14 protein-coding genes are annotated in these 12,833 nt (G+C 61.6%); all 14 read left to right on the top strand.

Annotated elements, in window-relative coordinates; all coding sequences use genetic code 11:
* Positions 1 to 413, top strand: a 413-nt coding sequence (tsf, locus tag ACT67G_RS01840; protein WP_443662782.1) for a translation elongation factor Ts, incomplete at its 5' end; no start/stop codon positions are given.
* A gap of 163 nt (positions 414 to 576) precedes the next feature.
* Positions 577 to 1,236: a site-2 protease family protein gene (locus ACT67G_RS01835; protein ID WP_325246334.1), complete on the top strand. Its 660-nt coding sequence runs from the start codon at positions 577 to 579 to the stop codon at positions 1,234 to 1,236.
* An 11-nt stretch (positions 1,237 to 1,247) separates the two neighbouring features.
* On the top strand, positions 1,248 to 2,039 hold the full coding sequence (locus ACT67G_RS01830; protein ID WP_325246332.1) for a segregation and condensation protein A: 792 nt from the start codon (positions 1,248 to 1,250) through the stop codon (positions 2,037 to 2,039).
* Positions 2,040 to 2,060: 21 nt separating this feature from the next.
* Positions 2,061 to 2,663 carry an SMC-Scp complex subunit ScpB gene (gene scpB / locus ACT67G_RS01825; RefSeq protein ID WP_325246338.1) on the top strand — a complete coding sequence of 201 codons (603 nt, stop codon included), beginning with the start codon at positions 2,061 to 2,063 and terminating at the stop codon, positions 2,661 to 2,663.
* A 34-nt stretch (positions 2,664 to 2,697) separates the two neighbouring features.
* The gene (locus ACT67G_RS01820) at positions 2,698 to 3,348 is read left to right on the top strand and encodes a hypothetical protein (protein WP_325246330.1); all 651 of its coding nucleotides are present in this window, start codon (positions 2,698 to 2,700) and stop codon (positions 3,346 to 3,348) included.
* A gap of 21 nt (positions 3,349 to 3,369) precedes the next feature.
* The gene (gene ytfJ, locus ACT67G_RS01815) at positions 3,370 to 3,777 is read left to right on the top strand and encodes a GerW family sporulation protein (RefSeq protein ID WP_325246328.1); all 408 of its coding nucleotides are present in this window, start codon (positions 3,370 to 3,372) and stop codon (positions 3,775 to 3,777) included.
* Between the two features lie 42 nt (positions 3,778 to 3,819).
* A complete protein-coding gene (locus ACT67G_RS01810; RefSeq protein WP_443662781.1) occupies positions 3,820 to 4,920 on the top strand; it encodes a D-alanyl-D-alanine carboxypeptidase family protein in 1,101 nt (366 codons plus the stop codon).
* Positions 4,921 to 4,939: 19 nt separating this feature from the next.
* Positions 4,940 to 5,647: a pseudouridine synthase gene (locus tag ACT67G_RS01805; RefSeq protein ID WP_325246324.1), complete on the top strand. Its 708-nt coding sequence runs from the start codon at positions 4,940 to 4,942 to the stop codon at positions 5,645 to 5,647.
* A 231-nt stretch (positions 5,648 to 5,878) separates the two neighbouring features.
* Positions 5,879 to 6,745, top strand: coding sequence for a MurR/RpiR family transcriptional regulator (locus ACT67G_RS01800; protein WP_325246322.1), 867 nt, complete (start codon positions 5,879 to 5,881; stop codon positions 6,743 to 6,745).
* On the top strand, positions 6,738 to 7,967 hold the full coding sequence (locus ACT67G_RS01795) for an NAD(P)/FAD-dependent oxidoreductase (protein ID WP_443662780.1): 1,230 nt from the start codon (positions 6,738 to 6,740) through the stop codon (positions 7,965 to 7,967). Before ACT67G_RS01800 ends, ACT67G_RS01795 begins: the two co-directional genes overlap by 8 nt.
* A 25-nt stretch (positions 7,968 to 7,992) precedes the next feature.
* A complete protein-coding gene (gene cmk / locus ACT67G_RS01790; RefSeq protein ID WP_443662779.1) occupies positions 7,993 to 8,664 on the top strand; it encodes a (d)CMP kinase in 672 nt (223 codons plus the stop codon).
* Entirely contained in the window at positions 8,661 to 9,266 is a 606-nt protein-coding gene (locus ACT67G_RS01785) for a lysophospholipid acyltransferase family protein (RefSeq protein ID WP_325246316.1), read from the top strand. Before cmk ends, ACT67G_RS01785 begins: the two co-directional genes overlap by 4 nt.
* Entirely contained in the window at positions 9,263 to 11,218 is a 1,956-nt protein-coding gene (locus ACT67G_RS01780) for a bifunctional 4-hydroxy-3-methylbut-2-enyl diphosphate reductase/30S ribosomal protein S1 (RefSeq protein ID WP_443662778.1), read from the top strand. The genes ACT67G_RS01785 and ACT67G_RS01780 overlap by 4 nt, the downstream gene beginning before the upstream one ends.
* Positions 11,219 to 11,415: 197 nt before the next feature.
* Positions 11,416 to 12,762, top strand: coding sequence for a butyryl-CoA:acetate CoA-transferase (locus ACT67G_RS01775; RefSeq protein ID WP_326216055.1), 1,347 nt, complete (start codon positions 11,416 to 11,418; stop codon positions 12,760 to 12,762).
* Positions 12,763 to 12,833 lie beyond the last annotated feature (71 nt).

Genomic DNA, 12,833 nt, shown 5'->3' with positions numbered 1-12,833 from the left:
ACCTGCCCGCCGAGAAGGTGGAGGAGATCGGCAAGGACGTGGCCATGCAGATCGCTGCCCTGAATCCCCGTTTCTGGGATAAGTCCCAGGTGAGCCAGGATGTCCTGGACGAGGAGAAGAAGATCATGATGGTCCAGATGGCCAATGATCCCAAGATGGCTTCCAAGCCCGAGAATGTCCGTGAGAAGATCGTCATGGGCAAGCTCAACAAGTTCTATGCTGAGAACTGCCTGCTCCAGCAGGAGTTCGTCAAGGACAACTCCATGAGCGTGGAGAAGTATATCGCCTCCGCCGCCAAGGCTCTGGGCGGCAGCGTCACCTTCAAGGATGCCGTCCGTTTCGAGAAGGGCGAGGGCATCGAGAAGAAGCAGGAGAACTTCGCTGAGGAGATTGCCTCCATGGTGAAGGGCTGATCCTGTCGGCATTGTGAATCCCGACCCGCGCAGCATCAGCTGCGCGGGTCTTCTTTTTGTGTTCAGATCCAGAAGCCGACAGAACCTGGGATTTCCCTTGTATTTTGTGCCGGAATCTGGTATAATACATCTACATTTTGGGTTATGATGACTGGAGAGCGCTATGCTTCCTTATTTGCAGAATTTGTTTCAGGCCCTGGATTTTGCCTCCATGTGGGATGCGCTTTTGCGGGTGGCGGCCATCTTTTTGTGCCTGACTGTCCATGAGAGCTGCCATGGTCTGGCGGCGCTGGCCCTGGGAGACCCTACCGCCAAGTCCATGCACCGTCTGAGCCTGAATCCCCTGCGCCACATCGACTGGCTGGGCCTTTTCCTGATGTTCACCGTGGGCTTCGGCTGGGCAAAGCCCGTGCCGGTGGATCCCCGGTATTTCCGCAGCCCCAAGAAGGGCATGGCCGTCACGGCGCTGGCAGGCCCCGTATCCAATATTGTTCTGGCGCTGCTTGCCATGTTTATCAGTAAGGCAATTTACCTTTACGTTCCTTACAGTTCAGCAGCTGACGCTGTTTTTTCCTTCTTTTTGTACACGCTGGCGCCCCTGTCCATCGGACTGGGTGTCTTCAACCTGATCCCCATTCCGCCGCTGGACGGATCCAAGGTGCTGGGAGCGCTGCTGCCGGATCGGGCCTATTTTACCCTGATGCGCTACGAGCGCTACGGGATGATTTTGCTGCTGGTACTGTCCTTTGTGGGCGTCGGCGGCAGCGCCATGAGCCGGCTGATCTTTGGGATCTACTCCGGTCTTCTCAACCTGATCTTCTGAGGTGAACGTCTTTGGAGAACCCTGTATTCAAATTGGAAAAGGTGGTCCGCTCCAAGTCGGAGGAGATGCAGGACTTTGAAGGCCCTTTGGATCTTATTTTGTTTCTGCTGGGCAAAAACAAAATGGAGATCCAGGACATCTCCATCTCCCTGATCTGCGACCAGTATCTCAGCTGGCTGGAAAAGCGGCAGAAGCTGGATCTGGAAGTGGCCAGCGAGTTTGTCACCATGGCATCCCATCTGGTGTATCTCAAGACCCGGATGCTTCTCTCTATTGAGGATGCCGAGGCCCAGAGCGAGATGGACGCCCTGATCCAGTCCCTGGAGGAACGGCGCCGCAGTGAGCATTACGTCCAGGTGAAGGCCCTGGCAGCGGAACTGGGCCCCATGGGGGAGTTCGGCCGCAACATCCTCACCCGGAATCCCGAGCCCGTCAAGCGGGGCAAGATCTATGAGTATTCCCACGAGCCCGGTGATCTGGTGCTGGCCATGGCGGAGATCCGGGGCCGGGCGGAGCGGGCGCTGCCGCCGCCGGTGAGCGCATTCCGCAATATCGTCAGCCACGAGCCCTATCCCGTGGAGAGTAAGGCCCGGGAGATCATCCGCCGTCTGAAAGAGCACGGCATGACCCGTTTCCGGCTGCTGTTCCAGGGGAACCGCAGCCGCAGCGAGGTGGTGGCAACCTTCTTGGCGGTGCTGGAGCTGTGCCGGGCCTGCGTCATCCATCTGGCGGGCTCCGAGACAGACTGCACCGTCCGCCAGGAGCGGGAGCTGCCGGAGGATCTTTCCAATCTGACCCTGTAAGGAGAACATATCGACGTGGAAATGAGAGAAATAGAATCCGCTGTGGAGGGCATCCTGTTTGCATCCGGAGAGCCCGTCCAGGTGGAGCGCATCTGCGTTGCGCTGGATATGGACCGCCCTACGGTGGAGCAGGTGCTGCAAAAGCTCATGGACTACTACGCCTATGAGCGGCGGGGCATCCGCCTGCTGCACATCGAGGACAGCTGGCAGCTTTGCTCTGCGCCGGATTACGCGGATATCATCCGCCGGGCCTTCGAGATCCGAAAGCCCGCCAAGCTCAGCCAGCCTGCCCTGGAAGTCCTGACCATCATTGCCTACTACCAGCCCACCACCCGGGCCTATGTGGATCAGATCCGGGGCGTGGACAGCGCCTATACCATGGGATTATTGCAGGAGCGCAAGCTCATTGAGGAGTGCGGCCGTCTTCAGGTGCCCGGCCGTCCCCATCTCTATCGCACCACCAAGCAGTTTTTGCGGGCCTTCCATCTCACCAGCCTGGATGATCTGCCGGAGATCCCGGATCTGGCCGCCGACGGCCAGATGCGGATCAACCAGCAGGGCGAGATCGTGGATCCGGGTGCGGCGGAGCAGATGGAGGAAGCGTCCGGGGAGGAAACGCCCTGACGGGATGCGCAGCGCAGTTGGGAGGTGACGGCCCTTGACGGCCCTTTGGGTGTTCGGCGGTGTGCTCCTGGTATTGATCCTGCTGAGCCGGCTGTGGCTGGGGGTGCAGGTCCGGGGGGCGGAGGAGGACTGGCAGGTGCGGGCCCGGGTAGGCCCCCTGCGGTTCCAGCTCTATCCGCCAAAGGCGGAAAAACCGGAGAAGAAGCCGGCGGAGAAGCCGAAGAAACAGAAAAAAGAATCCTCCGGGGCAGCGGAGAAAAACACCGCTTTCCCCAAGGTGACGCCGGAGCTGCTGCGCTCGGCTTACCGGGAGGTGTGGCCTCCCGTGCGCAGGGCTCTGTCCCGCCTGCGGAAATCTGTGCGGGTGGATCCGCTGGATGTGTCGCTGACCATCGGCGCTGCGGATGACCCGCCGGAGGGGGCGGAGCTCTACGGACTGGCCCAGGGGGCCGTCTGGTCCGGGATGCCGGTGCTGGAGCAGCTCCTGGAGATCCCAGATCCCCACATCCACATTGGGATCGATTTCGACACCCCACAGCCGCAGCTGCGGCTCTCGGTGGGGGTGCAGGTCCGGCTGGGTGCCCTGGTGGCCATTGCCCTGGGTGCCGGTGTGCCGGCTATCCGTTGGTATCAGAACAGCCTGCGCCGCGAGGCGCCCGCGGCGAAAAAGACTGCCGCAGCCTGAGAACAGAAAGGACGAATCGCTATGGAAAATCCTGCTGAGAACAGCAAGCGCCATCCCCTCAACGACCTGATGCAGTCCACTATGGACCGCATCCGGGAGATGGTGGACACCAATACCATCGTGGGCCAGCCCATCACCACGCCGGACGGCGTGACCCTGATCCCCATTTCCAAGGTCAGCTTCGGCTTTGGCTCCGGCGGCGCCGATTACGGCAAAACCACCCCCAAGGAGAATTTCGGCGGCGGCAGCGCCGCCGGCGTGCGCATCGATCCGGTGGCGTTTTTGGTGATCCGGGAGGGGAACACCCGGGTGCTGCCTGTGGCGGTGCCCCCGGCCACTACGGTGGACCGGGTCATCGACATGGTGCCGGATCTGCTGGAAAAAGTGGAAAAATATCTCGACAAAAAAGAAGAAAAAGAACCCTGCTGAGGGGGGTATACTACCATCATCCCGGTTATGAGGTGATGGAATTTGTCGGATCTTCTGAAGAAAACCGCCGCCTGCGCCCTGGCGGTGTGGATGGTTCTCTGGGCCTTCCCACTCCGGGCGGAGGCGGTGAGTACGTCTGCCACCTCCGCCATTTTGGTGGATGTGGACAGCGGGCGGGTACTCTATGAGCACAACGCCGACGCAAAAATGCTGATCGCCAGTACCACCAAGATCCTGACGGCCCTGGTGGCCATTGAGGAGGGAGACCTCTCCCAGACGGTGACGGTCAGCCGGGAGGCGGCCTATACGGAGGGGTCCTCCATGTACCTCAAGGAGGGGGAGAAGCTGACGCTGGAAACCCTGCTCTATGGATTGATGCTCTGCTCCGGAAACGACGCGGCGGTGGCCATCGCCCAGGCAGTATCCGGCAGCGTGGAGGCCTTTGCGCAGCGGATGAACGCCATGGCGGCGGAGCTGGGCATGACGGGTTCCTCCTTTGCCAATCCCAACGGCCTGGACGATGAGAAGCACTATTCCACCGCCCGGGACATGGCGCGCCTTGCCTGCGCGGCGGTGAACAATGAGACGCTGGTGCGGATCGCCTCCACCAAAAGCATTACCATCGGGGGGCGCACCATGACCAACCACAATAAGCTTCTGAGCTGGGTGGAGGGGTGCATCGGCCTCAAGACCGGCTATACCCAGGCGGCGGGGCGGACCCTGGTGTCCTGCACGGAGCGGAACGGGCAGCGGCTGGTGGCGGTGACGCTCCAGGACGGCAACGACTGGGCGGATCACCAGGCCCTTTACGACTACGGCTTTTCCGCCTATCCCGCCAAACGGGCGGCGGTGCTGGGGAAGACCGTGGGCTCCGCCCGGGTAGAGGGCGGAGAGGAGGCCCAAGTCCCTCTGGTGGCGGCGGAGAGCTTTGCCTGGCCTCTGGCCCAGGGGGAGACGCTGGAGACACAGTTGCAGGTGGATGAGCCCCTGACGGCCCCGGTCACCGCCGGAACGGCGGTGGGAGAGGCGGTCTTCACCGTAAACGGAAGGGAAGCGGGGCGGGTGACGCTCCTTTGCGGGGCGGATGTGGCCCCGGCCCTGGCTCCGGCTATGGGCCTTTTGAAAGCGGGTCTCCCGGGATGACGGGGGGCAGGGAGGATGTATGGAAGAACGGATCCAAAAGCTGCTGTCCGCTGCGGGGGTGTGTTCCCGCCGGACGGCGGAGGGTTATATCACTGCCGGGCGGGTGACGGTCAATGGCGTCCCCGCGCAGCTGGGGCAGCGGGCAGACCCGGATCGGGACGACATTCGGGTGGACGGGCAGCCCCTCTCCGCCAGGCCGGAGACGGTGTGCCTGATGCTCAACAAGCCACGTGGCTACGTCTCCACCCTCTCCGATGAGAAGGGGCGGCCCACGGTTGCCGATCTGGTGGCGGAGTGCGGCGTGCGGGTCTATCCGGTGGGCCGGCTGGATCTGGACTCCGAGGGGCTGCTGCTGCTGACCAACGACGGTGCCCTGACGGAGCGGCTGCTCCATCCCCGTCACCAGGTGGACAAGACTTACCGGGTGTGGGTGTACGGCCGGGTCTCCGGTGTGGAGGACCGGCTGCGGGCCATGCGGGAGCTGGAGGGAGAGCCCATTGCCCCCGCCCGGGTGGAGGTGCTGCGCCGGACGGGCGGTACGGCGGAGCTGACCATCACCATCCACGAGGGGAAAAACCGGCAGGTACGGCGGATGTGCAGCGCCTGCGGCGTCACGGTGAAGCGCCTCCAGCGCATCCGGGAACATACCCTGGAGCTTGGAACGCTGGGAGTAGGCAAGTGGAGATACTTAACAGAAGATGAATACCGTGCCCTGGCACGGGACTGACCGGCGCGGGCCTCTGGAGGGCACCGCGCCGGTTCTCTTTTTGAAGGACGATGGAAAACTTGCAGGATTCGACAAAAATCCTGCAAAAACCATTGGAATCGGCAGCGGGGTATGGTATAATACACACCTGATCAGCGGCCGGAGGACGCAGCGGATGAAGCGGCGTCCTACGGAGAGAGGGCTGCCCGGATGACCGGCGGCGCTCCAGCGAAGATGACGGAGGGAACGAACGTGGCAAAGAGTATCCTGCATACCATTGAAAGCGGCATGGCCGGCTTTTCCAAGGGGCAAAAGCGGATCGCCAATTACATTCTGCAAAATTACGACAAGGCGGCCTTTATGACTGCCAGCAAGCTGGGCACCAAGGTGGGCGTCAGTGAATCCACCGTGGTGCGCTTTGCCTCGGAGCTGGGGTACGACGGCTATCCCAGCATGCAGCGGGCGCTGCAGGAGATGATCCGCAGCCGTCTGACCTCCACCCAGCGGATCCAGGCGGCGGGGGACCTGCTCTCCGGACAGGACCTGCTTTCCGCCGTGGTACAGTCCGATATGGACAAGCTGCGGATGATGGTGGGAGAGGCCGACCGTAAGGAGTTTGACCGGGTGGTGGACAAGATCATGGAGGCCCGCCACATTTATATTCTGGGTGTGCGCTCGTCTTCTTATGTGGCTGGATACCTGAATTTTTACATGCACCTGCTCTTTGAGAACGTGACGCTGGTACAGTCCAACGCCGCCGGAGAGATCTTCGAGCAGCTGCTGCGGGTGGGCCCCGGAGATGTGATGATCGCCATCAGCTTCCCCCGGTACTCCAATGTCACCATGAACACCGTGAAGTTTGCCCAGGACCGGGGGGCCACCATCGTGGCCATTACGGACAATATGCTCTCCCCGGTGTACCAGCTCTCCGACGCGGCGCTGCTGGCCCCCTGCGAGATGATCTCCTTCGTGGACTCCATGGTGGCCCCGCTGTCTCTGGTGAATGCCCTGCTGATTGCCGTGGGCTACCGGCTGGGCACCGATGTCTCCCGGACCTTCGCAGAGCTGGAGGATATCTGGAACGCCTACGGCGTATTCGGGAAGGTGGACGATGAGTAAGCGCATTACGGTAGTAGGCGGCGGTGCCGCCGGCATGATGGCCGCCATCTGCGCTGCGGAGCAGGGGGCCCAGGTGACGCTGCTGGAGCCCAATGAGCGGCTGGGCAAAAAGCTCAATATCACTGGAAAGGGCCGGTGCAACGTTACCAACAACGCGGACATACAGGGGCTGATGGCCAACATACCACGTAATGGAAAATTCCTTTACAGCGCATTTTCTGACTTTGATGGGCGGGATGCCATGGCTTTTTTTGAGGCTCTGGGCGTCCCGCTGAAAACCGAGCGGGGCAACCGGGTGTTCCCGGTCAGCGACCGGGCCTTTGACATCAGCGGAGCCCTGGAGCGGCGGCTGAAACGACTGAAGGTGCACCTGGTCCGGGATCGGGCGGTGTCGTTGGATATCGCGGAGGAGGCAGTCCGGGGCGTCCGGGGAGAGCGGGGGGACTATCCCGCCGACGCGGTGATCCTGGCTACCGGCGGCGTCAGCTATCCCGCCACCGGCTCCACCGGGGAGGGGCACCGGATGGCCGCCCAGGCCGGGCACACGGTGACGCCTCTGCGGGGGTCCCTGGTGCCCCTGCGGGAGCAGGGGAACCGCTGTGCACGGATGCAGGGGCTGAGTTTGCGGAACGTGCAGCTCACGGTGCTGGAAAACGGCAAAAAGTGTTATACTGACTTCGGTGAGATGCTCTTTACCCATTTCGGCGTCAGTGGGCCGTTGGTGCTCTCTGCCTCCGCCCACATGCGGTACTTTGATAAAAAGCACTACCGGCTGGAGATTGACCTCAAGCCGGCGCTGGATGAGCCCACCCTGGACAAGCGGCTGCTGTCGGATTTTGAGAAGTACGCCAACAGTGACTTTGCCAACGCATTAGGGGATCTGCTGCCCCAGAAGATGATCCCCGTGGTGGTGGAGGAGTGCGGCATCCCGCCCCACCAGAAGGTCCACGATATCACCCGGGAGCAGCGGCGGAGCCTGCTGGTGCTGCTCAAGCACTTCCCGGTGGAGATCGCCGGGCCCTGCCCTGTGACGGATGCCATCGTCACTTCCGGAGGCGTGAAGGTGTCGGAAGTGAATCCTGCAACAATGGAATCAAAAATTGTAAAGGGATTATACTTTGCAGGAGAACTGCTGGATGTAGACGCCTATACCGGCGGCTTCAACCTGCAGATCGCCTGGGCAACCGGACGCGCGGCAGGACGTTCCGCCGCCGGTGCGTGAGAGAATGATGAGAGAAGGATGTAGCATGAAAGCGGTCAGTATCGCCATTGACGGCCCCTCCGGCGCGGGGAAGAGCACTCTGGCCAAGCGCTTGGCGGAGCGGCTGGGTTTTGTTTATGTGGATACCGGCGCCATTTACCGGACCATTGGCCTGCGGGCCCTGCGCAGCGGCGTGGATCCCAAGGATGAGAGCGCGGTGGCGGCCATGCTGGATCAGGTACACCTGGAGATCCGGTACGGAGAAGACGGGCTGCAGCATATGATGTTGGATGGGGAGGATGTGACGAAGGACATCCGCCTGCCGGAGGTGTCCCGCTATGCCTCCCTGGTGTCCGCCCACCCCTGCGTCCGGGACTATCTTCTGGAGATGCAGCGGTCCCTGGCCCGGAGCCACTGCGTCATCATGGACGGCCGGGATATCGGCACTGTGGTGCTTCCCAATGCGGATGTGAAGATCTTCCTGACCGCCACGCCGGAAGAACGGGCCCATCGCCGCTGCCTGGAGCTGGAGCAGCGGGGAACCCCGCAGCCTTTCGACCAGGTCCTTTCCGACATTCTGGAGCGGGACAAAAACGATACGGAGCGCCCGGTGGCGCCCCTGCGCCAGGCGGAGGACGCTGTGCGGGTGGATACCACACAGCTGGACTTTGATGCCAGCCTGGATGCGCTGGAAAAGCTGATTAAGGAGAAGCTATGAAACCCCTGAATCGATTTTTTAATGTGGTCTGGCATGTTTTGGGCCCGCTGGTACGGATCCTCCACCCGCTGGAGGTGTCGGGCCTGGAGCACCTGCCTCCCCACGGGGCACTGCTGTGTGCCAACCACTCCAGCAACTGGGATCCCGTCCTCATCGGCATCACCACGCCGGTGAATTACCGGCTGCGGATCATGGCCAAGGATTCCCTGTTTCATATCCCGGTACTGGGGCCCATTGTGGGAAAGCTGGGGGCTTTCCCGGTGGATCGCGGCAATTTTGACATCAATTCCGTCAAGACTGCCATCAAGACCATCCGGGACGGGGAGAACCTGCTGGTATTCCCGGAGGGGACCCGGGTGGAGAAGGAAGGAGACGTGGAGATCAAAGGCGGCGTGGCCGTCATCGGTATCCGCACCGGCGCCATTTTCGTTCCGGTGTTCGTGGACGGAAAAAAGCGCCCCTTCCACAAGACCCGTCTGATCTTCGGCGAACCCTACCGTCCCACCTATACCGGACGCCATGGAACGGCGGAGGAGGTCCAGCAGATCGCCAATGAGGTGATGCGCCGGGCCTACGCCCTGGGAGAGGAGCATCCGCTGTGAATGATGTGATTCTGGCCGGGAGCGCCGGCTTTTGTTATGGCGTCAAGCGGGCGGTGGAGCTGGCGGAGCGCACCGCCCGGGAGGCAGGGCAGTGCTGGATGCTGGGAGACCTGATCCACAACACCCACGTGGTGGAGGATCTGGCGAACAAAGGCGTGCGCAAGACGGCGGATCCGGCGGCCCTGACGGCGGGGGACACCGTGGTGATCCGCTCCCACGGGGAGCTCAAAAGCGTGCTGGACCATCTGGAGCGGCAGGGAGTTACCTGTGTCAACGCCACCTGTCCCAATGTCATCCGCATCCAACGCCTGGTGGCCCAGGCGGAGGCGGAGGGACGCCAGCCGGTGATCATCGGCGAGCCCAGCCACCCGGAGGTGGTGGGTGTTGCCAGCTGGTGCAGCCACCCGCTGGTCTTCGACGGGCCGGAGGCCGTACAGCGCTGGCTGGCAGAGGATCCGCACCGCCGGGAGATCCCTCTGACAGTGGTGGCCCAGACCACCTGCATTCGTGAACTTTTTGAAACTTCTTGCGAAATCGTAAAAAAAGAGTGTACAAACGCGAAAATCTTTGATACAATATGTGATGCTACGCAAAAACGTCAGACGGAGGCGGCGGAAATCGCCGGCAAAGTGGACGTGATGGTCGTGGTGGGAGACCGTAAAAGTGCCAATACCAGACATCTGACGGAGATCTGCTCCAAGAGGTGCTCCCGCGTGTTCCAGGTGGAAGACGCGGACGAGCTTCCGGCGGGGTGGGCCCGGGGGTGTCGGGCCGCTGGACTTACGGCCGGTGCCTCCACGCCTGCGGGCATCATTAAGGAGGTATATGCAGCCATGAGTGAAGAAATCAAAGCGGCCGAGGGCAAAGAGGAGTCCTTCGAGGAATTACTGAATCAGTCTTTCAAAACTTTAAATACAGGAGAGAAGGTCACCGGTGTCGTAACGGCCATTACCCCCACCGAGGTGCAGGTGGATGTGGGCGCCAAGCAGGCAGCCTACATCAAGCTCAGCGAGCTTTCTGACGACCCCAACGCCAAGCCCGAGGATATCGTCAAGGTGGGCGATACCATCGAGACTTACATCGTCCGCGTCAACGACATCGAGGGCTATGCCGAGCTGTCCAAGAAGCGTCTGGACGCCGTGAAGGTCTGGGAGAACATCGAGCAGGCCGTGGAGGACAAGACTGTCCTGGAGGGCGTTGTCACCGAGGAGAACAAGGGCGGCATCGTGGTGTCCGTCAAGGGCGTGCGGGTGTTCGTTCCCGCTTCCCAGAGCGGCCAGCCCCGGGGCGCTGATCTCTCCGCTATGGTCAAGCAGAAGGTCCAGCTGCGCATCACCGAGGTCAACCGTGCCCGCCGCCGGGTGGTTGGCTCTATCCGCTCCGTCACCGACGAGGCCCGCAAGGCCGCGCAGGAGGCCGTCTGGGCCAACATCGAAGTGGGCAAGCACTACACCGGTACCGTCAAGTCCATGACCTCCTACGGTGTGTTCGTGGACATCGGCGGCGTGGACGGCATGGTACATATCTCCGAGCTGAGCTGGAGCCGTATCAAGACCCCCGCCGAGGTGTGCAAGGTGGGCGACACCCTGGAGGTGTACGTCATTTCCTTTGACCCCGAAAAGCGCAAGATCTCCCTGGGCGTCAAGGATCGCAGCATCGATCCCTGGCAGGTCTTCATGGACAAGTATTCTGTGGGCGACGTGGCTTCCGTGCGCATCGTGAAGCTGATGAGCTTCGGTGCTTTCGCTGAGGTGGTACCCGGCGTGGACGGCCTGATCCACATTTCCCAGATCGCCGACCACCGCATCGAGAAGCCTGAGGACGTCCTGTCCGAGGGCCAGATCGTGGACGCCAAGATCACCGCTGTGGACGAGGAGAAGAAGAAGATCTCCCTGTCTATCCGCGCTCTGCTCACCCCCGCTGCTGCGGAGGAGCCCGCTGAGGAAGAGTAATCTCTTCGCCGCGCAGACAACCAAAGAGGCAGGCCCCTGCGGTCTGCCTCTTTTTTGAAAAATTTTGTGATTTTTTTCACGTTTTCATTGCATTGCCCAGATGGGCATGCTATAATTGAGACGCTGGAAATCAGACAACGCAACTGACATCATACAAGTGATGCGACATATCCATATCTGACGGGAGGAACAAAGACATGAGCTTTCGGGAAGAGTATCAGCAGAAACTGACCACCGCTGACGAGGCAGTGAAGGCCGTCAAGTCCGGTGACTGGGTGGATTACGGCTGGAGCGTCTGCTCCGCCAATGCGTTGGACGTGGCTCTGGCCAAGCGGATGGGGGAGCTGAAGGACGTCAACATCCGGGGCGGCATCCTGACCCACCGGCCGGCGATTTTCGACGTGCCCAATGCCGCTGAGCACTTCGCATGGAACTCCTGGCACATGAGCGGCATCGAGCGCAAGGCCGTCAATGAGGGCTTTGCCTACTACATCCCCCTGCGCTACTCCGAGCTGCCCGGCTACTACCGTAACTGCATCAAGACTTTGGATGTGGCCATGTTCCAGGTGGCGCCCATGGACGAGCACGGCTGGTTCAACTTCGGCCCCGGCGGCTCCCACCTGAAGGCCGTGTGCGAGTGTGCCAAGACCGTCATCGTGGAGGTCAACAAGAACATGCCCGTGTGCCTGGGCGGCTTTGACAACTGCGTGCACATCAGCGACGTGGACATGATCGTGGAGGGCGAGAATCCTCCCATGGAGATCCTGGGCGGCTCCGGCACGCCCTCCGAGGTGGATCTGGCGGTGGCCAATCTGGTGGTTCCCGAGATCCCCAATGGTGCCTGCCTGCAGCTGGGCATCGGTTCCATGCCCAGCGCCATCGGCCAGATGATCGCTGAGAGCGACCTGAAGGATCTGGGTGTGCACACTGAGATGTACGTGGATGCCTTCGTGGACATGTCCAAGGCCGGCCGCATCACCGGCGCCTGCAAGCCCTTTGACCGGGGCCGGCAGACCTACGCCTTCGCCGCAGGCACCCAGAAGCTCTACGACTTCCTCAACAACAACCCCGAGTGCATGGCTGCCCCCGTCAGCTATGTCAACGACATCGCCCGGGTGTCCCAGATCGACAACTTTATGTCCATCAACGGCGCCGTGGACATCGACCTCTACGGCCAGGTGTCCTCCGAGTCCTCCGGTACCCACCACATCTCCGGCGCCGGCGGACAGCAGGACTTCGTCATGGGCGCTTACCTGGCCAAGGGCGGCAAGAGCTTCATCTGCTGCTCCTCCGCCTATACCGACAAGAAGACCGGCGAGCTGAAGTCCCGCATCCGTCCCACGCTGCTGGAGGGATCCGTGGTCACCGCTACCCGCACCAACCTCCACTGGCTGGTCACGGAGTACGGCAAGTTCAACGCCAAGGGCAAGTCCACCTGGGAGCGGGCCGAGGGAATTATCTCCATCGCCCATCCCCAGTTCCGCGAGCAGCTGATTGCGGAAGCCGAGAAGATGCACATCTGGCGCCGCTCCAACAAGAAGTAAATTTGTTGCATAAAGCACCCCGGAAGGCTCCAAAGGCCCTCCGGGGCGCTTTTTTGCGGGAAATGATTCCA

This window comes from Dysosmobacter sp., assembly GCF_052306735.1.
Taxonomy (GTDB): Bacteria; Bacillota; Clostridia; order Oscillospirales; family Oscillospiraceae; genus Oscillibacter.
The sequence above is the reverse complement of the archived record's forward strand: the minus strand, read 5'-3'. Positions and strand labels throughout refer to the sequence as shown.